Source organism: Chromobacterium sp. CCUG 30098 (genome assembly GCF_059916605.1).
The window spans coordinates 398,592-418,675 of record NZ_JAUCGS010000003.1 but is presented as its reverse complement, the minus strand read 5'-3'; the positions used below and the strand labels follow the sequence as shown (position 1 = coordinate 418,675).

The window sequence follows — 20,084 nt, the reverse complement described above, 5'->3', positions numbered from 1 at the left end:
CGAAAATAAAAAAAACGCCGCTTCACACCACGGCGGTGGCTTGCAGAAAACTATAGAAAAACACCAGTTCCGGATTGCTGCGCAATTGGCGCAGTTCCCGCGTCATCGCCGCCACCAGCGCGGCGTCCACCCGTTTCGCCTCGATCAGCTGATCCGCGGCCGACAGCAAGAGCTCGGTCCAGTAATCCAGCACTTGCTGGCGACGATGCGGATCGCGGCTGTCCAGATGCCAGGTCTTGACCTGGGTCTCCACATGGCGAAAGCCCAGGCGCAGCAGCATATTGCCCAGCTTGGCGCCGACGAAGGGATCGCCGCCCACCGCCAGTTGATGGTCATTGAAAGCCAGCCAGTACTGCTGCAGGTTCGAGGAATAAGGCGATAGAAAGAAGGACGCGTTCATCGCCTCGGTGGCGTACAGCCGCGCGCCCGGCTTCAGCACGCGCCGCACTTCGGCCAACACCCGCTCCGGCGACAAGACATGCTCCAGCACCCAGCACAGAAAGGCGGCGTCGAAACTGGCCGGCTGGAAATCCAGATCCTCGGCGTCCATATGCAGCAGCCGGGCGCGGTCCTGCCAGGGGCTGCCCTGCAAACGCTGACGCGCCACCGCCAGCTGACGCTGGCTGAAGTCGACGCCGGTGACCTCCAGGTCCGGATAACGCCGCAACAGGATCTCGGTCTGCGCGCCCACCCCGCACCCCACCTCCAGCAGCTGGCCGACGCCGGAGAAATCGATGTCCCGGTAGACCACGGACTCGGAGAAGCGCGCCTGGCGCACCAGGCGCGCCTGTTCGGCGGCGGAAAAACCATGAATATAGGGCAGCTCGCTCGCCCCGTCGGTCAGTTGCAATGTGGCCATGTCCATCTCGCAGAGTTGCATCAACATGGCCACATTATATTTCCAATTATTATTACAAATATAAATTTTATTTCTTATTTTTATATAAAAAACGAGTCTATCCACCCCGCCACAAGCCTGCGCGGACGCAAAAAAACCCGCGGCGCGCCGCGGGTTTTCATCGAGTCGGACAGGCTTAAACCATGGCCGCCTGACGCAGGCTGATCGAGAAGCGCTGCAAGGCGGCGATGCCGGAGGCCTCGGCGCGGGTGCACCAGTCCTGCAGTTCCTTGAGCAGTTGCTCGCGGCTCAGCGTGGAACGCTCCCACAGGCGGGTCAGCTCCTGGCGCATCGAATACACGGTGGCCAGCACCTGGCTGTGCTCCAGCAAGGTGGCCAACTGCATGCGCTCGGTTTCCGGCGTGTCCTTGGCGTCCTGCTTCAGCCACACCTTCATCTTGCCGCTCAGCTTGCTGCCGGAAAAGTCCGGCAGATTGATCTTGTCCAGCTCGCTGCGGTACACCTCTTTCAACTCGCGCGCATAGCGGGAGGCGATGGCGTAGCGGTTGGAAATGATGGCCTGCAGATGTTCCAGGTCCAGTTGCGGGCGCGAAGCGTCCTCGGCCAGCCGCGGCGCCACCTTGCGCACCTTGGCCAGGCCCAGGATTTCCAGGATGCGGATATACATCCAGCCGATGTCGAACTCGTACCATTTATACGACAGCTTGGCCGAGGTGCCGAAGGTATGATGGTTGTTGTGCAGCTCTTCGCCGCCCACCAGAATGCCCCAAGGGAAGATATTGGTGGACGCGTCCTCGTTCTCGAAATTGCGATAGCCCCAGAAGTGGCCGATGCCGTTGATCACCCCGGCCGCCCAGAACGGAATCCAGATCATCTGCACCGCCCAGATCGTCAGGCCAGCCGGCCCGAACAAGACCAGATTGATCAGCAGCATCAGCACGATGCCCTTGGCGCTGTGGCGGGTGTAGACATTGCGTTCCAGCCAATCGTCCGGCGTGCCGTGGCCGAACTTGTCCATGATGGCCTGATCCTTGCAAGCGCCGCGGTACAGTTCCGCACCCTCCCACAGGACTTTCTTGATGCCCAAGACCTGAGGGCTGTGCGGATCGTCCGCGGTCTCGCACTTGGCGTGGTGTTTGCGATGGATGGCGGCCCATTGCTTGGTGACCATGCCGGTGGTCAGCCACAGCCAGAAGCGGAAAAAGTGGCTGGGGATGGGATGCAGATCGAGCGCGCGGTGCGCTTGGTGACGATGCAGAAAGATGGTGACCGATGCGATGGTGACGTGGGTCAGCGCCAAAGCGACCACGATATAGCCCCACCAGGGGAGGTCAAGCACGCCGTTTATCCAATTCATGTACTAATCGCGCCTCGTAAAGCAATCTAGAAGAAAGACTCTATTCTATACAAGCGGCCCGCCGATGTCAGACCGTTTTGCGCTTGCGCCGGCAACCCGCCGCCGCAAACGCCCAACTTGGACCCCGCCGACGCCCTCCGGTTCACGCGCCGGCAGTAACGCAAGCGGTGGACGATGGTGTACCATAGGGCCTCATTCCATCCTAGTTAAGAAAAAGCGCTAGTGTTGCCAAATCGTCGTCTGATCATTGCCGGCGCCACCCTCGGTGGCCTGTTCGTTCTGTATGGAGGCGCGACCCTGTGGGCCGGCGTCAAGGCGGAGCAGACCTTGCAGGAACAGCACAAGATGCTGGCCGACCTGCCGCTGTTCAAAGTCAAATCCCACAGCTACCAACGCGGCTGGTTCTCCTCCACGGAAACCACCGAACTGGTGTTCAACCGCCATTTGTCCGGCCCGTATGAAAACATGCTGCCCGACAATGTGAAGCCGCTGCTGAACGCCACCATCAAGTTCACCAACCACGTCAAACACGGCCCCCTCCCCGGCATCGGCGATTTCGACTTCCGGCCCGGCCGCGCGCTGGTGCGCACCGAGTTCGCGATGAGCGACTCCACCCGCAAGACGCTGGCCAGCTTCTTCGGCGACAAGGAACCCATCACCATCTTCAACCGTCTGGGCTTCGGCGGCGGCGGCGAACTGGACGTCAAGGTGCCGGCCTTCGACTATGAAGAAGCGCTGTCCGGCGTGAAGATGAAATGGAAGGGCTTCGACCTGAAGCTCGACTACGCCAACGGTTATAAGGAATACAAGAGCGAGGCGCTGTCGCCCGGCTTCCTGCTGGAAGCCGCCAGCAAGGGAACCGTGGCCTTCGACGGCGTGCGCTACGTCTCCGACATCCGCCCCGGCAACACCGGGGTCAAGCTGGGCACCAGCGAACTGACCGTGGGCAATGTCCGGCTCAACTCCCGCGAAAGCGTGCCCTACAGCATCAAGCTGAACGAACTGGTCTACCTGATGACCCGCGTGCGCGTCGGCGAGTTCATCAATCCGTCCGGCGAATTCAAGCCGTCCGCGGTGACGCTGAAGGACTTCCGCTATCAGATCGTCACCAGCGAGCAGGACGACTACGTCAACACCCGCGGCAAACTCAACTTCGCCGAGTTCAACTTCAACGACCACCGCTACGGTCCGATGCGCCTGGACATCTCGGCCAACCATCTGCACGGCCCGACCCTGGTCAAACTGGATCAGGCCATCGGCCAGATCCCGTTTGAAGGCGTGGACCCGGCGCTGCTGCGCAAGCAATACATCGACACCATCAAGAAGAACGGGATTCCGCTGCTGCAGAACGATCCCAAAGTGGTGATCAACGAGTTCTACCTGAAGATGCCCAACGGCGAAGCCAAGCTGGAAGGCAGCCTGGGCGTCAAGGGCCTGCAAGCCGCGGATCTCAACGACGCCGCGCAGTTCATCAGGCGCTTCGAAGTGGACGCCAAGCTCAGCCTGCCGCGCCAGACGCTGGAAGACCTGGTGATCGCCCAGGCGCGCACGCTGTTCACCGTCGATCAGAGCGCCGAAGACCAGCCCAATATGAAGGAAGTGGAAGACCTGGCCAAAAACCTGCTGGACAGCCAATTGGCGCAGTGGAAGAGCGAGCAGTACATCGTTGAGGACAAAGGCCAGATCAACACCGAACTCAACTACGGCGGCGGCGTGCTGACCATCAATAAGAAGAAGGTGGCCCTGCCCTGGGAGGAGATCGAGGCGGAAGCGCCGCGCGACGCCTCCCAGCCCGGCTCCGACAAGCATACGGACAAGAGCGCCGACAAGAAGAAGTAAGACGGCGGCCGACGCCGCACGCAAAAAGGGCTGTCATACGACAGCCCTTTATTCTTTTCCGACCCGGTCGAAACCTTGCGGCGCTTAATCGTCGTCGTGCATCTGGCTTTGCAGATAATTCTGCAGGCCCACACTTTCGATCAGGCCCAACTGCGTCTCCAGCCAGTCCACATGTTCTTCCTCGCTCTCCAGAATGTCTTCCAGCAAGTCGCGGGTCACGTAGTCCTTGGCGCTTTCACAGTAGGCGATGGCTTCGCGCAACAGCGGCAGCGCGTCCATTTCCAGTTTCAGGTCACACTCCAGCATTTCCTTCGGATTCTCGCCGATATGCAACTTGCCCAGGTCCTGCAGATTCGGCAGCCCTTCCAGGAACAGCACGCGCTCGATCAGCGCGTCGGCGTGCTTCATCTCGTCGATGGACTCGTGATACTCGTGCTCGTTCAGCTTCTTCAAGCCCCAGTTCTTGTACATGCGGGCATGCAGAAAGTACTGGTTGATCGCGGTCAGTTCGTTCTTGAGGATCTGGTTCAGATACTTGATAACTTTTTTATCGCCTTGCATCGCGCTCTCCGGGAAGAAATGATTCTTCCATTATGACATAGCGCGCGCCAGTCTCAAGTTATCACAGCCAAAATAAAGGACTTCGCCCCGCTTGACGCGGTGCGTGGGGGATTTGCAGTTCGTCCGGCCTTGGCCGAGACTAAGCAACAGACGGGGTCAGGAATTAAGCGGCGCTGCGCGCGGTCGAAGCCGGACCAAGCGCGTGGACAGCCTCCTTGCGAAGTTGGTTAGCCATGCAGGCGCACTTGCCGCAATCGGTCGCCACCCCAAGCTCGCGGCTCAGATCGCACATGCGGGTTGCCCCGTTGTGTACCGCTTCGCGGATTTGCTTGTCAGTTACAGCGTGGCACAGGCAAACGTACATGGCAGTTCCGGTGGTGAATGAAGACGGGATTGAGTTAAAGTAATCGAGAATCGTTATCAAGAATATAGATTCAAACAAGAATCATTGTCAACAAGAAAGCGCAGACCATGACGCAGTGGAAACCAAATGCGACAGTTGCGGCAGTCATTGAGCTGGACGGGCGCTACCTGATGGTGGAAGAGGTGACCAGCGACGGCATCTGCTTCAACCAGCCCGCCGGTCATCTGGAATACGGCGAAACGCTGGAAGACGCGGTGAAACGCGAAGTACTGGAGGAAACCGGCTGGCACTTCCGGCCCTTGGGCCTGGTGGGCATTTATCTGGTGGACCGGCCCAACAGCGACATCACCTATCTGCGCTTCGCCTTCTACGGCCACCCCTTGCGCCGCGAGGACTATCCGCGGCTGGACGACGGCATCCTGTCCGCGCAATGGCTGAGCCACGAGGACATCGTCGCGCTGCGCGCCCAGCATCGCAGCCCGGTGGTGCAGCAATGCCTGGACGACTATCGTGCCGGCAAACGCCACCCCCTGGCGCTGATCCATCATCTGGGCCGCTGACCGCCCAAGCCCACCGCCCGGAGCCGGCATGTCCTTGAGATCATTGTCTTTCCTATTGGCTCTGCTGGCCGGCGTCCCATGGGCGGCACAAGCCAGCGCCATCAATATCTGCTACCATTACGGCTGTTCCAGACATGCCTACGTAGACATCTCCGCCGAAGCCGACGCCTGGCTCGCCGCTCGCCTGTCCGCCGCAAACAGCCCGGAAACCGAACGTTCCGCCGTCAGCGACGCCGTCACCGCGCTTTATCACATCGCCGCGCGCACGTTGCCCATTTGGCAGGACAAGGGCGGCAATTTCCGCGACGGGCCCGCCGAAGGCCGCATGGACTGCGTGGACCACAGCAGCAATGTCACCGCCTTCCTCACTTATCTGCAGGATCACGGCTGGCTGCAATACCACACGGTGGGCAAACCGGCCTGGCGCGCGCCGCGCCTGCTCGACCTGCATTACACCGCGGTGCTGCGCGACCTGCTCTCCGGCCAAGATTGGGCGGTGGACAGCTGGTTCAAGGACTTTGGGCAAGCCCCGGTGGTGCTTGCCCTCGATATTTGGATGGAAGGATATTCCCCGTGACGGGTAAGAAAAGAATTGTCGTCGGCATGTCCGGCGGCGTGGACTCCTCGGTGACCGCCTCGCTGCTGAAGCAGCAGGGGCACGAGGTGATCGGCGTCTTCATGCAGAACTGGGAAGACGACAACGACGACGAATACTGCTCAATCAAGCAGGACGCGCTGGACGCGATGAGCGTGGCCGACATCGTCGGCATCGACATGGAGATCGTCAACTTCGCCAAGGAGTACAAGGACCGCGTGTTCTCCTACTTCTTGAAGGAATACTCCGCCGGCCGCACGCCCAATCCCGACGTGTTGTGCAACGCCGAAATCAAATTCAAGGCCTTTCTCGACTACGCGATGGAACTGGGCGCCGACTGCATCGCCACCGGCCACTACGCGCGCAAGCTGGAAAAGGACGGCACCCACTATCTGATGAAGGCGGTGGACCACACCAAGGATCAGAGCTACTTCCTCTACCGTTTGCAGCAGCATCAATTGGCCAAGTCCATCTTCCCGCTCGGCGACATCCGCAAGACCGAGGTGCGCAAGCTGGCCGAGGAAGCCGGCCTGCCCACCGCGGCCAAGAAAGACTCCACCGGCATCTGCTTCATCGGCGAACGTCCGTTCCGCGACTTCCTGCAGCGTTATCTGCCCACCCAGCCCGGCGAGATGATGCTGCCGGACGGCAAGGTGGTGGGCGAGCATATCGGCTTGATGTATTACACCCTGGGCCAGCGCAAGGGGCTGAATATAGGCGGCGCGCGCGAGGGCACTGGAGAACCGTGGTTCGTCGCCGGCAAGGACATCCCCGGCAATAAGCTGATCGTGGTGCAAGGCCATGACCACCCGCTGCTGCTGAAGCCTACGCTGGCGATGGCCGACCTGAGCTGGACGTTGCCAGCGCCGCCGGCGGCCGGCGAATACGCGGCCAAGAACCGCTACCGCATGGCGGACGCCGGCTGCAATCTGTCCGCCATCGTCGACGGCCAGGCCACGCTGACTTTCCGCGACAAGCAATGGGCGGTCACCCCCGGCCAGTCCGCGGTGCTGTACAACGGCGACGTCTGCCTGGGCGGCGGCATTATCCAATAAGAACCTGTTTACGATCTGCTACGCGTCGGTAGAGACATTGTGCGATGAGTGCCGTCTTCGAAATGCTCATGTACCGTATGTACACTCCACTTTCTCAGCCGCAACGCCTTGTCTCGCCCTAGCTCGCCAGATCGTAAACAGGCTCTAAGCAGCGGTTCAAAGTCCGCTGAGCGCCGACGATGCAATGAAAAAGCCCCGCGCCAAACCGCAGGGCTTTTTTCTTTCAAGCTCAAGGTTGCGGCAAGGGCTGCAGCCGTCTCAAGCCCAGGCTGATCGCCAGCATCACCGCCAGGCTGGCCCCCAAGACCGCGGCCACGCCCTGCCAAGCGCCGCGGCCCCACATCAGCCCGGACAAAGACCCCACCAGACTGGAGCCCAGATAGTAGGCGCTCAAGTAAATGGCCGAAGCCAGCGCCCTCCCCTGACGCGCCCGCAAACCCACCCAGCTGCTGGCCACGGAGTGACCGGCGAAAAACCCGAAGGTGAACAAGGCGATGCCGGCCACCAGCAGGACGATGTGATCGCTCAAGGTCAGCGCCAGCCCCAAGAGCATGGCCAGCACCATCAGCCACAGCATATTGCGCCGGCCCAGGCGATCCGACAGCTTGCCGACCCAAGCCGATGACCAGACGCCGACGATATACAGCGAAAACACCAGCCCCAGCAGGCTCTGGCTCATATTGAAGGGCGCGGCCAGCAGACGGAAACCCAGGTAGTTGTACAAGCTGACGAAACAACCGGACAGCAGAAAGGCGCTGATGAACAAGTAAGGCAGACCCGCGTCTTGGAACAGGGCCTTGGCCTCCCGCCACATGCGGCCCAGATCATGCCGACGCGGCTGGAAATGCCGGGAAGGCGGCAGATTGCGCCAAAACAGCCAGGCGCCGGCCGTGCCCAGCAAGGCCAAAGCCAGCAAGGCCCAGCGCCAGCCGAAATGATCCGCCAGCAAGGAGGCGATGAAACGGCCGCTCATTCCGCCCAAGGCATTGCCGGCGATGTACAAGCCCATCGAGTGGCCCAGGGATTTCGCATCCACCTCCTCGCTCAGATACGTCATCGCCACCGCCGGCAGGCCGGCCAGCGCCACGCCGAAAGCCGCACGCAGCCACAGCAGATGCTGAAAGCTGTCCGCCAGCGCCGACAACAGCATCAGCAGCGCGCCCAGCGCCAGCGCCGCGTTCATCAAGGGGCGGCGGCCCAGGCGATCCGCCAGCAGGCCGGCGGGAATCAGGCTCAGGGCCAAGCTGCCGGTGGCCAAGGACACCACGCCGCTGGAAGCGGCCGGCGACAAGGAGAAATCCTCCGCGAACATCGGCATCAGCGGCTGTGCGCCGTAGAGCATGGCGAAAGTGCAATAGCCGCCGACGAACATGGCGCGCGCGGTGGCGCGGAATTCCGCGGTGCCGGCGTGCAGCTTGACCGGCGGAAGGGGGGCGACGGACGGTGGCGGTACGACGGCGCCTAGGCAGGGTGACGAAGAATCGGCGGACATGAAAAGCTTTCAATGCGAAATATGGCTTTGAGCTTAGTCTTGGCCGAAAGCGCAGTCCAATATATATTTAACCATCATTTGATACTTTTAAAATATCAATCATGGAACTACGCCATCTACGCTACTTCGTCGCCGTTGCCGAAGAACTGCATTTCACCCGCGCCGCCCTGCGTCTGCATATCGGCCAGCCTCCGCTCAGCCAGCAGATCCAGGCCTTGGAGGCCGAGCTGGGCGTGCGGCTGCTGCGCCGCCACCAGCGCAAGGTGGAGCTGACCGAGGCCGGCCGCCAATTCCTGAACCGGGCCCAGCGCATTCTGGCCGACGCGGAACTGGCCGCGGCGGAAGCCAGACGCGCCGCGCGCGGCGAGATAGGCGAATTGAGCATAGGCTTCACTTCTTCTCTGCCGCTGTCCCCCATCCTGCACGCCGGCCTGCACGACTATCGTCTGCGTTTCCCGGAGGTCGGCCTCAAATTGCGCGAGATGTTCACCACCGACCAGTACCAGGCCTTGCAGCAACGGCGGCTGGATATCGGCTTCGTCCGCTTCAACGGCCTGGAGCCGATGGCGGACATCGCGGTGGTGGAGTTGCAGCGAGACGCGCTGCGGGTGGTAATCAGCGCCGAGCATCCGCTGGCCGGCCTGCCGGCGCTGCGCTTGGAGCAATTGCGCGGGGAAAGTCTGATCGGCTACCCGCAGGAGGCCGGCACCGGCTTGAACACGGTGCTGCGCGAGCTGGCGAGCCGGCAAGGCATGGACTGGCGGCCGCGGCAGGAGGCCGGCGAGGCGATCACGCAGATCGGCCTGGTGGCCGCCGGACTCGGCATCGCCATCCTGCCCTCGCCGCTGGAATGCGTGCGGCTTCCCGGCGTGCGCTATGTGCCGCTGCTGGACGAGGGCGCTTATCTGGCGATGGGCTTGGCCACGCGGCTGGACGAAGACTCGCCGCTGGTCAGCCAGTTTCTGAACTTGATGCGCGAGCGCTGGCTCAACGCCCCCCGCTGACGTCCAGCAGGCTGCCGGTGCAAAAAGAGCTGGCGTCGGACAACAGCCAGACGATGGCGGCCGCCACCTCCTCGGCCGCGCCGCCGCGCCCCATCGGCACGCTGCCGGCCAGGCGCTCCACCCTGCCCGGCTCGCCGCTGGCGGCATGAATGCCGGTGTGGATCAGGCCCGGGCGCACCGCGTTGACGCGGATGCCTTCGGCGGCCACTTCCCGCGCAAGACCCAGGGTTAGGGTGTCGACGGCGCCCTTGCTGGCGGCGTAATCGACATACTCGCCGGCCGAGCCCAGCCGCGACGCGGCGGAAGAAACGTTGACGATGGCTCCGCCAACACCGCCATGACGGATGGACATCCGGCGCACCGCCTCGCGGCAGCAGAGAATGGGGCCCAGCACATTGCTGCGCAACACCTGCTCCACCCGCTGCGCCGAGTAATCCTCCAACCGGCCTATCGGCGCGGTGACGCCGGCATTGTTGACCAGGGCGTCCAGGCGGCCATAGCGGCCCGCCACCGCGTCGAACAGGCCGACGATGTCAGCCTCAAGCGAGACATCGGCGCAAAACGCTTCGGCGTCCGCGCCCGCATGCCGCAACTCGGCCGCCACGGCCTCCGCCCCGGCCCGGTCGCGGCGGTAATTGACGGCGACGCGCCAGCCCTCCGCCGCCGCCAGCCGCGCCGTCGCCGCGCCTATGCCGCGCGAAGCGCCGGTGATCAGCACCACCTTGCCCTCATTCATGGATCAAGCCTTGCGCATGAATTGCTGATGCCAGCGCGTGCGCGCGCCGCGCGCCGCGCCGAAACGCTCCGCCAGCCGCTCGCCGTCGCCGGCGTCCAGCATCTGGCGCAGTTGGTCCAGCCCGGCGCGGTAACGGTCCAGCTCCTGCAGCAGCGCGTCGCGGTTGGCCAGGCTGATATCGGTCCACATTTCCGGATGGCTGCCGGCGATGCGGGTGAAATCGCGAAACCCGGTGGCGGCGAAGTCGAAACAGCGCTCGGCGTCGGCCTTGCCCGCCACCATGTCCACATAGGCGAAGGCCAGCAAATGCGGCAGGTGGCTGACGGTGGCGAACACCGCGTCGTGCTCCTCAGCCGTCATCTCATGGATTTCCGCGCCACAGGCGCGCCATAGCGCCGCCACTCGCTCCACGGCGGCAGGCAGGGTCTCCGGCAACGGCGTCAGCACCACCTTGCGGTTTTCGTACAGGCCGTACTGCGCGGCGGCGGCGCCGGACAGATCGGAACCGGCGATGGGATGCGCCGGCACGCAATGCATTAATTGGCCGGGCAGATGCCGGCGATACAGCTCCACCACGTCGCCCTTGGTGCTGCCGGCATCGGTGACGATGGTCTCCGGCCTCAGCTTCGGCACCATCGCCGCCATCAGCGCGCCCATCTGCCCCACCGGCGAGGCCAACAGCACCAGATCGGCGCGTTCGGCCACGGCGGCCAAGTCCTGGCTGATCTCGTCCACCACGCCCAGTTCCAAGGCCCGCTCCAGGTTTTCCCGGGTGCGGCCGACGCCGATCACATGCCGCGCCATCCCGGCGCGCTTCAGCGACAAGGCGAAAGAGCCGCCGATCAAACCGACGCCCACCACCACCAGGGTATCCATCCCTTGCTGCACCGCTTCTCCTCTATCCATGGCGGAACCTAGAACGGCTATCATACCTGCCTAATGTCGGCTGACAACCACTCCGTTGCGACGCGATCCCGCGCGCCCTGCTTAGGACATACGATGCGCTACAGTTTTTATTGCTATTTCAAGGTCGACGCGGACAACGCGCCCCTGCTTGCACAGCTGCGAACGCTGCAAGCCGGCCTCCTGGCCCGCGCCGGCGTCGCCGGCCGCCTGCTGCGCCGCCGCGACGACGCCGGCACCTGGATGGAAGTGTATGAAGGGATTGCCGACGCCGACGCTTTCCGCCGCCTCTGGCTGGATGTCAGCGCCGAATGCGGCCTGGCGGCGCTGAGCCGCCATGAGGAGTGGTTTCAACCGCTGGATTAAGAACCGGCTTACGATCTGCCGCGCGTCGTGAGACCTTACACGGCGAGCAGCGCTGCGAAATGCTCATGTACCGCATGCACACTCCGCTTTCTCTGCCGTTTTCGCCTTAGCTCGCGAGCTCGTAAACAGGTTCTAAGAAATTGGCCAGCTGAGGCTGTCCGTCGGCCGCGCCAAGTGAAAGCCCTGGACGAAATCGCAGCCGGCGGCGCGAGCGATGTCCAGCTGCATTTCGCTTTCAATGCCCTCGCCCACCACCTTGGCGCCGTGCAGCTTCAGGATGGCCACCAGCTCGGCCAGCTTGTCGCGCAACGCCGGCCGCATCAGCGCGCGCCGCATCAGCACCTTGTCCAGCTTGACGTAATCCGGCTCCAGCAGCCACACCCGCTCCAGATTGGACGCGCCCTGGCCAAAGTCGTCCAGAGAGATCAAAAAGCCCAGATCACGGTAGCGCTGCACCGCGCCGTGCAGCCGCACCGGATCGCTGACCGCATCCTCCACGATTTCCAGGCAGACATGGCGCGGCTCCACCCCCAGCAGTTGCAAGGCCTCGGCGAAGAATTGCCCGTGCGCCTCGCTGACGTTCACCAGATGCTGGGCATTGACGTTGAGCGACAGCACCAGGCCCGGCGGCGGCGATTGCAGCAGAAAATTGAGCAGGTGCAGGCAGCGCAGCTGCCGGTCCACGTACACGGTGCGGCGCGGCGTGGTTTCCGCGGCAAACAGCACGGTGGGAATCAGCTGGCCGCCAAAGCGGTCCGATACCCGCGCCAGCGCCTCCACCGACCACAGCTTGGGCTCCCCGTCCTGCAAGCGGTACACCGGCTGGAAGACGCTGCGGAAGCGCCAGTCCTCATGCCGGCCGCGCACGCGCTCTTCGCGCCAGGCCAGCGGCTCCGCCTCGAAGCCATGCCGCGCCAGCATCTGATTCAGACGCGGCAACGCCGCCCGCGCCTGCCGCGCGCCCAGGTCCAGAACCGCTACCTCACACTCCGCCATCGCCGACATTGCGCCTCCCGGCATGCGCCAAGAAAACAAACAAGAAAAAAGGCCGAACATCGTTCGGCCCAAACAGGATACGAGAGAAACCTGCATGCGGTTCTGTTGAACCGACAAACAGTAAGAGGCTGCCTTTGACGACAAAGCCGCCAAAAGCCGCCAGCGCTCTACTGCGCCAGAAAGACCCGCTCAATATACATGGCTCTCTTTATCTCTAAAAATAATTAAATGCTCGTTGTATAGTTCACATAAATCTATGACTTGGATTTAGGCCTGCTGAGAAGCCGGCTTGCCTTCCGCTTCCGCCGGCCGGCCCATGATGCGATCCAGCCACAGCGCGATCACGCCGTCGCCGGTAACGTTGCAGGCGGTGCCGAAGCTGTCCTGCGCCAGGTAGAGCGCGATCATCAAGGCCAGGCTGGCCTCGGGGAAGTGCAGCATGCTGGCCAGAATGCCCAGCGCCGACATCACCGCGCCGCCCGGCGCGCCCGGCGCCGCCACCATGGTCACGCCCAGGAGCAGGATGAAGGGGAACATCACGTCCCAGCTCGGCACGTCCAGACCGGCCGTCATCAACATCACCGCGGTGGCGCAGGTGACCAGGGTGATGGTGGAGCCGCACAGATGGATGGTGGCGCACAAGGGCATCACGAAATCCGCCACCGGGCCGGACACCTTCATCTGCTTGGCCGAGCGCAGCGCCACCGGAATCGTCGCCGCCGACGACATGGTGCCCAGCGCAGTCAGGTAGGCCGGCAACATATTACGGATCAAGGACCAGGGATTGCGACCGCTGGCGAGGCCAGTCACCGTGTACAGCAGGGTCAGCCAGATCCAGTGCATGGCGATGGCCAGCACCAGCACCACGCCGAAGGTCTTCAGCGTGGAAAACACCGAACCGTCGGCAGCCATCTCGGCGAAGACGCAGGCGATATAGGCCGGCAGCAGCGGAATCAGCACCTTGGCCAAGACCAGCTCGACGATGTCCTTGCCCTGATCCACCACCTCCTTGAGGCGCAGCGCGCGGGTGACGGCGATGCCGAGGCCGAACACGAAGGCCAGCATCAGCGCGGTCATCACATCGAACAGCGGCTTGATCTCCAGCGTGAACAAGGCCTTGATCGCCGCCGGCTTGTCGGTGGCGTGCACGCCCTGAGCGATCAAGGACGGCAAAACGCCGGAGGCGACGGCGAAAGCCGCCAGCCCGGACAGAATGGTGGAGCAGTAAGCCAGCCCCACGGTCCAGCCCAGCATCTTGCCGGAGTTGGACTCCAGCGCGGCGATGCCGCTCATGATGTAGAACACGATGATCAGCGGAATCATGAAGCCGATGAACTGCCCGAACAGGGCTTTGAAAGTCATCAGCAGGGCCAGCGGGCCGTCCGGGGCCCATAGCCCCAGCGCCAGGCCAACCGCCATGCCGGCCAGTAGTTTAAGAATCAATTTCACGGCAACCTCTCTGAGCTTGGTCTTTGGTCTAATGTTGTTCGCGATCCGCGCGTGCGCTTGCCGCCATGCCCGGTCCGGACACGGCGCGCCAGTCGGAAGAATGGAGATCCGCCCGTCGAGGGCGGCATGGACAAGAGAACGGACGCGGTCCGGGCAGGCCTGTCTGCGGGCCGGGAACTGCCCTCCCGGCGCCTGGCCTCAGGCTTGAAGCGACAAGCTGTGTCGCAGGGCGCTCAATAGCGGATGAGGCGTCCAGCTACGCTCGCCCAGGCGGGTAATCTGCCAGATACCCATCAGGCTATTGGAGAGAAACACCGCATCGGCGTCAATCAAGCGCGGGGCGGAAAGTCGCGTTTCAGTAAAAGAGCGTCCGATATCCAAACAATGCGCGGTCAACCAATCCCGCACCGCGCCGTTCACGCCGCAACGGTCCAGCCTTGGCGTGACGATGGCCTCGCCTTCCAGCAGATAGACATTGCTCATCGTGCCCTCCGCCACCCAGCCTTCCATATCCAGCATCAGGCCTTCGGCGATGGCGGGATCTCGCCATTCCGAGCGCGCCAGCACGTTCTCCAGCCGGTTCAGATGCTTGATGCCGGCCAGCGCCGGCTGCAAGGCCAAGCGGGTTTCGCACCAACGCGCCGTCACGCCCTGTTCGGCGCGCTCTGGCGGATAGCCGTTCCAGGCCGCGGCGCTGACGATGCGGGTGCAAGACGGCGCCTCCGGCATCGCGTAGCCGCGCGCGCCTTCGCCGCGGGTCAGCACGATCTTGGCCGCCGCGCGCGGCAGGCCGTCCGCCGCCGCGGCCAGTTCGGCCAGCAACAGCGCTTCTTCGGGCGGAGGCAGGCGCAGCCGGCGCGCGTCCTCGCACAGACGCGCGTACTGCCAGGCCCACAAGCGCGGCCGACCGTTCAGCAGCTCCAGCGTGCGGAACACGCCGTCGCCGTAGGCCAGGCCGCGGTCCGCCGCGGCGATCCGCTCGCCGGGCCCGCCGTTGATCAGCATCGCCATCAGGCCTGCTCCACGCCCAGCGCCCGCAGCAGGCCGCGCGCCTTGTGGCGGGTTTCCTGCAGTTCGCGTTCAGGATCGGAGTCGGCGACGATGCCGCCGCCTGCGCGGAAGCGCAGCGCACTCCCCTCCTGCATGAAGGTGCGGATCAGGATGTTCAGGTCCATGCTGCCGTCGCGGTTGAGATAGCCCAGGCTGCCGGTATAGGCGCGGCGCGCGCTGTTTTCCAGCTCGCGGATGATTTGCATGGTGCGCACCTTGGGACAGCCGGTGATGGTGCCGCCGGGAAACAAGGCGCGCAGCGTTTCCACCGGGCCGACGCCGGGACGCAGGCGGCCGCGGACATTGGATTCGATATGGTGGACATAGGCGTAACTGGCCACCGCCATCAGTTCGTTGACCTCCACGCTGCCGGGCTGGCAGATGCGGCCCAGGTCGTTGCGCTCCAGATCGATCAGCATCACATGCTCGGCCCGCTCCTTGACGCTGGAAATCAGCCGCTGCTTCAAGGCGGCGTCTTCCGCCGGGTCCGGCGAGCGCGGATGGGTGCCGGCGATGGGCCGCGTTTCCGCCCAGCCGTCGCGCACCCGCACCAGCCGCTCCGGCGAGGAGCTGACGATCTGCGCGCCGCCGAAATCCGCCAAGGCCGAGAACGGCGCCGGGTTGGCGCGGCGCAGCGCGGCGAAGAGATCGGCCGCGGCGACGCCGGCGTCCAGTTCGGCGCGCCAGCCGCGCGAAATATTCACCTGGAACACATCGCCTTCGTAGATGTAGCGCTTGAGGCGGACGACCGCGTCGGTGTACCACTGCGGCGGGTCTTCCTCCAAGCCCCGCAACGCCACCGGACAGGGCTCGAAGACCGGCGCCGCCTGGGCCAGGCTCAGCGCACGCTGCCACAGCTCCGCGCTTTCCGCCACGATCCAGCCGCAAGCCTCGCGGCGATCCACCAGCACCGCGGCCGGGGTGCGCGCCAGCGCCGCCAGCGGAAAGCTGTCCGGCAGCGCATCGGCCACGCTGGGCTCGAATTCGGACAGCAGATCGTAGCCCAGGTAAAGGAAATGCCCGCCGACGAAAGGCAGTTGATGACGGTTATCGACCGGCTGCGGCTTGAACTCGGCCAGGCGGCGCAGAAAATCGCCGCCCTCGCCGGCGTGAAACAGCTCGCGGCCGTCTTCCAGCAGCAACAGATCCCAGCCGGCGTCGCCGGAGGACATCATCAAATACGGAAAGGTTTGCGGATCCGCCGCATGCATCGCCAGCAGGTCCGGCGCAAAATCCAGTTTCTGAGTGAACATCGAGAAGTCCCGGGCCGGCAGCCCGGCGCAGCTTGCCGCCCGCTTTGACCCGGACGGCGTGAAAACAAAGAAAAACCGCTGCGAGTGTAGCGCAGCGGTTCGGACTGTCAATCGACAAGACGACGATCAGACGCGCTTGAACACCAGCGTGCCGTTGGTGCCGCCAAAACCGAAGGAGTTGGAGATGCCGATGTCTATCTTCATCTCGCGCGCGGTATTGGCCACGTAATCCAGATCGCAGCCGGCCTCCACATCCTGATCGTTCAGGTTGATGGTGGGCGGCGAAACCTGGTTGTGCACCGCCAGAATGGTGTAGATCGCCTCCACGCCGCCGGCGCCGCCCAGCAAGTGGCCGGTCATCGACTTGGTGGAGTTGACCACCAGCTTCTTGGCGTGGTCGCCAAACGCCAGCTTGATCGCCGTGGTTTCATTGGCGTCGCCCAGGGGCGTGGACGTGCCGTGAGCGTTCACGTACTGCACCTGGTCGGCGTTGATGCCGGCGTCGCGCAGCGCGTTGCTCACGCCGCGCGCCGGGCCTTCCGCGCTCGGCGCCGTGATGTGGTGAGCGTCCGAGCTCATGCCGAAGCCGATCAGCTCGGCGTAGATCTTGGCGCCGCGTTTGACCGCGTGCTCATAGTCTTCCAGCACCAGCACGCCGGCGCCCTCGCCCATCACGAAGCCGTCGCGGCCCTTGTCCCAGGGACGGGAAGCCGTGGCCGGATCGTCGTTGCGCGTGGACAAGGCCTTCATCGCGGCGAAACCGCCGATGCCCAAGCGCGAAACCGCGCCTTCCGCGCCGCCGGCCACCATCACGTCGGCGTCGCCGTACTGGATCAACCTAGCCGCGTCGCCGATGCAGTGCGCGCCGGTGGTGCAGGCGGACACGATGCCGTAGGACGGACCCTGATAGCCTTTCAGGATGGACACCTGGCCGGCGATCAGATTGATCAGCGAGCCCGGGATGAAGAAGGGGCCGATCTTGCGCGGACCGCCCTCCATCAAGGCCACGCCGGTTTCCTCGATCAGCGGCAGGCCGCCGATGCCGGAACCGATGTTGACGCCGACCCGGGTCTTGTCCAGGCCCGGCACGTCGTCCAGGCCCGCGTCCGCCACCGCTTGCAGCGCCGCGGCGATGCCGTAGTGGATGAACAAGTCGTTGCGGCGGGCTTCCTTCGGCGAGATATAGTCGCTGATCTCAAAGCCCTTCACTTCGCCTGCGATCTGGCAAGCCATGTCGCTGGCGTCGAAACGGGTAATCTTGGCGATGCCGCTGTTGCCGGCCAGCAAATTGGCCCAGCCGGTGGCGACATCATTGCCGACCGGGGACACATGGCCCAGGCCGGTTACTACAACTCTGCGTTTTGACACGAAGAATCTCCGTGAGAGATGGGAGGGCAGTCTCCCCACGAGACCGTCCACGCATTGCGATGCCCTACGGTTTGGCAGGGATCAAACGCGCGTTTGGCATCCTCTTGGCAAAAGACCTCTGCGAAGAGACCAGAAGGCTCCGGGCAGAGGTCCTAATACCCCTCGAAAGGGAAGGAATTACTTGTTCAGGTGGGCAGTGACGTAGTCGACGGCTTGCTGAACGGTGGTGATCTTCTCGGCCTCTTCATCCGGAATTTCGCACTCGAACTCTTCTTCCAGAGCCATTACCAGCTCAACGGTGTCGAGGGAGTCGGCGCCCAGATCGTCCACGAACGAAGATTCGATTTTCACTTCGGCTTCGTTCACGCCCAGTTGTTCGGCAACGATCTTCTTAACGCGCGCTTCGATGTTTTCCATTTGTTTAAACCCTTGACCTTTCTGATTCGGGATAACAAAACCCCGGTATTCTACAAAAAAAAATTAGAGCAGCCTACCTAAATCTCCAGGCGGGCCGCAAGCTCGTTCACGGCATCAACATGCCGCCGTTGACATGCAGCGTCTGGCCGGTGATATAGCCAGCGCGATCCGACGCCAAAAAAGCGGTGGCATCGGCGATATCCTTGGCGTCGCCCAGGCGGCCCAGGGCGATCTGCTCGACCAGCGCCGCGCGTTGCGCTTCCGGCAGCGCGCGGGTCATATCGGTGTCGATGAAGCCGGGGGCCACGCAGTTGACGGTGATATTGCGGCTGCCCACCTCGCGCGCCATCGACTTGGTGAAGCCGATGATACCGGCCTTGGCCGCCGAATAATTGGTCTGGCCCGGGTTGCCGGACACGCCCACCACCGAAGCGATATTGACGATGCGGCCGAAGCGCGCCTTCATCATGCCCCGCAACACGGCCTTGGACGCCTTGAACACCGATTTCAGATTGGTGTCCATGATGTCGTCCCAGTCCTCGTCCTTCATCCGCATCAGCAAGCCGTCGCGAGTGATGCCGGCATTATTGACCAGGATGGCGATCGCGCCGAATTCTTTTTCGATGGATTCAACCAGCGCGTCGATCGCGCCGGCCTCGGTCACATTCAACACCCGGCCGGCGCCGCCCTGTGCGGACAGGCGCTCGTGGATGCTCGCTGCGCCGGCCTCGCTGGTCGCGGTGCCGATCACCACGGCGCCTTCGGCCGCCAGCGCCGCGGCGATCGCCGCGCCGATGCCGCGCGATGCGCCGGTGACCAATGCCACTTTGCCTTGCAGGCTCATTGCAGTCTCCTTATCGTTATTCCGGCCCCGCCTTGACGCGGCCGCATTGCATTCAGTTCAGTTCGCCGCGAGCGGCTTCCAGCGCCGCCACATCGGTCAGCGCCAGGCATTTGATGTTGCCGTCGATGCGCTTGGCCAGGCCGGCCAGCACTCTGCCCGGCCCGCATTCCGCCATCTGCGTCACGCCGTCGGCGGCCAGCTTCTGGATGGTTTCGGTCCAGCGCACCGGCATGTACAGCTGACGGGTCAGCGCGTCGCGGATCTGCGCCGGCTCGTTGTAGCTGGCGACGTCGGCGTTGTGCAGCACCGGAATGGCCGGCGCGCCGATATCCGCTTGCGCCAGCGCCGCTGCCAGTTGCTCCGCCGCGGGCCGCATCAACGCGCAATGCGAGGGCACCGACACCGGCAAGGGCAGCGCGCGCTTGGCGCCGCGGGCCTTGCACTGTTCCATGGCCCGCTCCACCGCGCCCTTATGGCCGGCGATCACCACCTGGCCCGGCGAATTGAAATTGACCGCTTCCACCACTTCGCCCTGAGCCGCTTCCGCGCAGGCGGCGCGGATGTCCTCATCGGACAGGTTCAGGATGGCGGCCATCGCGCCGACGCCCACCGGCACCGCGGACTGCATCGCCTCGGCGCGCAGGCGCACCAGTTTCACCGCTTCGGCGAAGGGCAAGGCCGCCGCCGCCACCAGGGCGGTGTATTCGCCCAGGCTGTGGCCTGCCACCAGCGTCGGCTGACGGCCGTTCAACTCCTGCCAGGCCAGATAAGTGGCGTAGCCGGCGGCCAGCATGATGGGCTGGGTATTGACGGTGGCGTTGATCTCGTCGGCCGAGTCCGCCTGCAGCATCGCCCACAGGTCGACGCTCAAGGCATCCGATGCTTCGTCAAAAGTGTGTTTCACCACGGGGAGGTCGGCAAAGCCGTCCATCATTTTCAAGCTTTGCGAGCCTTGGCCCGGGAACAGAAAAGCAAACGCCATAGTCGACTCCAGAGAATTCGACGCAAGAATGACG

21 protein-coding genes are annotated in these 20,084 nt (G+C 63.7%); 6 read left to right on the top strand and 15 right to left on the bottom strand.

Features of this window, described 5'->3' with window-relative positions:
* Window positions 1-22 precede the first annotated feature (22 nt).
* Both QUG03_RS10190 and QUG03_RS10185 read right to left on the bottom strand, forming a co-directional pair.
* Window positions 23-859, bottom strand: a complete 837-nt coding sequence (locus QUG03_RS10190) for a class I SAM-dependent methyltransferase (RefSeq protein ID WP_107801671.1) — start codon at window positions 857-859, stop codon at window positions 23-25.
* A 175-nt stretch (window positions 860-1,034) separates the two neighbouring features.
* Window positions 1,035-2,216 (bottom strand): DesA family fatty acid desaturase, encoded by a 1,182-nt coding sequence (locus tag QUG03_RS10185; protein WP_107798384.1) that lies wholly within the window; start codon window positions 2,214-2,216, stop codon window positions 1,035-1,037.
* A 222-nt stretch (window positions 2,217-2,438) separates the two neighbouring features.
* Between QUG03_RS10185 and QUG03_RS10180 the strand changes: the two genes are divergently transcribed.
* Window positions 2,439-4,055, top strand: a complete 1,617-nt coding sequence (locus tag QUG03_RS10180; RefSeq protein WP_107798383.1) for a YdgA family protein — start codon at window positions 2,439-2,441, stop codon at window positions 4,053-4,055.
* Window positions 4,056-4,139: 84 nt separating this feature from the next.
* Here the strand turns inward: QUG03_RS10180 and bfr are convergent, their stop codons facing one another.
* Window positions 4,140-4,616, bottom strand: coding sequence for a bacterioferritin (gene bfr, locus QUG03_RS10175; protein WP_107798382.1), 477 nt, complete (start codon window positions 4,614-4,616; stop codon window positions 4,140-4,142).
* Between the two features lie 163 nt (window positions 4,617-4,779).
* Window positions 4,780-4,980 (bottom strand): bacterioferritin-associated ferredoxin, encoded by a 201-nt coding sequence (locus tag QUG03_RS10170; protein WP_019103980.1) that lies wholly within the window; start codon window positions 4,978-4,980, stop codon window positions 4,780-4,782.
* 107 nt (window positions 4,981-5,087) lie between these two features.
* On the opposite strand from QUG03_RS10170, the gene QUG03_RS10165 reads away from it, so the two are divergent.
* From QUG03_RS10165 to mnmA, 3 genes are read left to right on the top strand one after another with little or no spacing between them, the layout of a single operon-like run.
* Complete coding sequence (locus QUG03_RS10165) at window positions 5,088-5,540, top strand: NUDIX hydrolase (protein ID WP_235089707.1); 453 nt, start codon at window positions 5,088-5,090, stop codon at window positions 5,538-5,540.
* 28 nt (window positions 5,541-5,568) lie between these two features.
* Window positions 5,569-6,117, top strand: a complete 549-nt coding sequence (locus QUG03_RS10160; protein ID WP_233246647.1) for a hypothetical protein — start codon at window positions 5,569-5,571, stop codon at window positions 6,115-6,117.
* Window positions 6,114-7,190: a tRNA 2-thiouridine(34) synthase MnmA gene (mnmA, locus tag QUG03_RS10155; RefSeq protein ID WP_500819932.1), complete on the top strand. Its 1,077-nt coding sequence runs from the start codon at window positions 6,114-6,116 to the stop codon at window positions 7,188-7,190. The genes QUG03_RS10160 and mnmA overlap by 4 nt, the downstream gene beginning before the upstream one ends.
* A 229-nt stretch (window positions 7,191-7,419) precedes the next feature.
* Here the strand turns inward: mnmA and QUG03_RS10150 are convergent, their stop codons facing one another.
* The gene (locus QUG03_RS10150) at window positions 7,420-8,682 is read right to left on the bottom strand and encodes an MFS transporter (RefSeq protein WP_500819931.1); all 1,263 of its coding nucleotides are present in this window, start codon (window positions 8,680-8,682) and stop codon (window positions 7,420-7,422) included.
* Between the two features lie 101 nt (window positions 8,683-8,783).
* On the opposite strand from QUG03_RS10150, the gene QUG03_RS10145 reads away from it, so the two are divergent.
* Window positions 8,784-9,686 carry a LysR family transcriptional regulator gene (locus QUG03_RS10145; protein ID WP_500819930.1) on the top strand — a complete coding sequence of 301 codons (903 nt, stop codon included), beginning with the start codon at window positions 8,784-8,786 and terminating at the stop codon, window positions 9,684-9,686.
* On the opposite strand, the gene QUG03_RS10140 is transcribed toward QUG03_RS10145, so the two are convergent.
* Together QUG03_RS10140 and QUG03_RS10135 are read right to left on the bottom strand one after the other, a co-directional pair.
* A complete protein-coding gene (locus tag QUG03_RS10140; RefSeq protein ID WP_235089712.1) occupies window positions 9,670-10,422 on the bottom strand; it encodes an SDR family oxidoreductase in 753 nt (250 codons plus the stop codon). The genes QUG03_RS10145 and QUG03_RS10140 overlap by 17 nt on opposite strands.
* Window positions 10,423-10,425: 3 nt before the next feature.
* Window positions 10,426-11,328: a prephenate dehydrogenase gene (locus QUG03_RS10135; protein WP_500819929.1), complete on the bottom strand. Its 903-nt coding sequence runs from the start codon at window positions 11,326-11,328 to the stop codon at window positions 10,426-10,428.
* Window positions 11,329-11,421: 93 nt separating this feature from the next.
* Here QUG03_RS10135 and QUG03_RS10130 point away from each other — a divergent pair, with 93 nt between their 5' ends.
* Complete coding sequence (locus QUG03_RS10130; RefSeq protein ID WP_107798375.1) at window positions 11,422-11,691, top strand: DUF4936 family protein; 270 nt, start codon at window positions 11,422-11,424, stop codon at window positions 11,689-11,691.
* Between the two features lie 132 nt (window positions 11,692-11,823).
* On the opposite strand, the gene QUG03_RS10125 is transcribed toward QUG03_RS10130, so the two are convergent.
* From QUG03_RS10125 to fabD, 8 genes are all read right to left on the bottom strand, one after another.
* On the bottom strand, window positions 11,824-12,696 hold the full coding sequence (locus QUG03_RS10125) for an EAL domain-containing protein (RefSeq protein ID WP_107798374.1): 873 nt from the start codon (window positions 12,694-12,696) through the stop codon (window positions 11,824-11,826).
* 258 nt (window positions 12,697-12,954) lie between these two features.
* Complete coding sequence (locus QUG03_RS10120; protein WP_107798373.1) at window positions 12,955-14,136, bottom strand: dicarboxylate/amino acid:cation symporter; 1,182 nt, start codon at window positions 14,134-14,136, stop codon at window positions 12,955-12,957.
* A gap of 198 nt (window positions 14,137-14,334) precedes the next feature.
* A complete protein-coding gene (gene pabC / locus QUG03_RS10115) occupies window positions 14,335-15,147 on the bottom strand; it encodes an aminodeoxychorismate lyase (RefSeq protein ID WP_500819926.1) in 813 nt (270 codons plus the stop codon).
* A complete protein-coding gene (locus QUG03_RS10110) occupies window positions 15,147-16,439 on the bottom strand; it encodes an aminodeoxychorismate synthase component I (protein ID WP_235089719.1) in 1,293 nt (430 codons plus the stop codon). Before QUG03_RS10110 ends, pabC begins: the two co-directional genes overlap by 1 nt.
* A gap of 126 nt (window positions 16,440-16,565) precedes the next feature.
* The gene (gene fabF, locus QUG03_RS10105; protein WP_107798370.1) at window positions 16,566-17,807 is read right to left on the bottom strand and encodes a beta-ketoacyl-ACP synthase II; all 1,242 of its coding nucleotides are present in this window, start codon (window positions 17,805-17,807) and stop codon (window positions 16,566-16,568) included.
* Between the two features lie 177 nt (window positions 17,808-17,984).
* Window positions 17,985-18,224 (bottom strand): acyl carrier protein, encoded by a 240-nt coding sequence (gene acpP / locus QUG03_RS10100; protein WP_019103041.1) that lies wholly within the window; start codon window positions 18,222-18,224, stop codon window positions 17,985-17,987.
* 106 nt (window positions 18,225-18,330) lie between these two features.
* Entirely contained in the window at window positions 18,331-19,068 is a 738-nt protein-coding gene (fabG, locus tag QUG03_RS10095; RefSeq protein WP_107798369.1) for a 3-oxoacyl-ACP reductase FabG, read from the bottom strand.
* 52 nt (window positions 19,069-19,120) lie between these two features.
* Complete coding sequence (gene fabD / locus QUG03_RS10090; protein WP_107798368.1) at window positions 19,121-20,050, bottom strand: ACP S-malonyltransferase; 930 nt, start codon at window positions 20,048-20,050, stop codon at window positions 19,121-19,123.
* Between the last annotated feature and the right edge of the window lie 34 nt (window positions 20,051-20,084).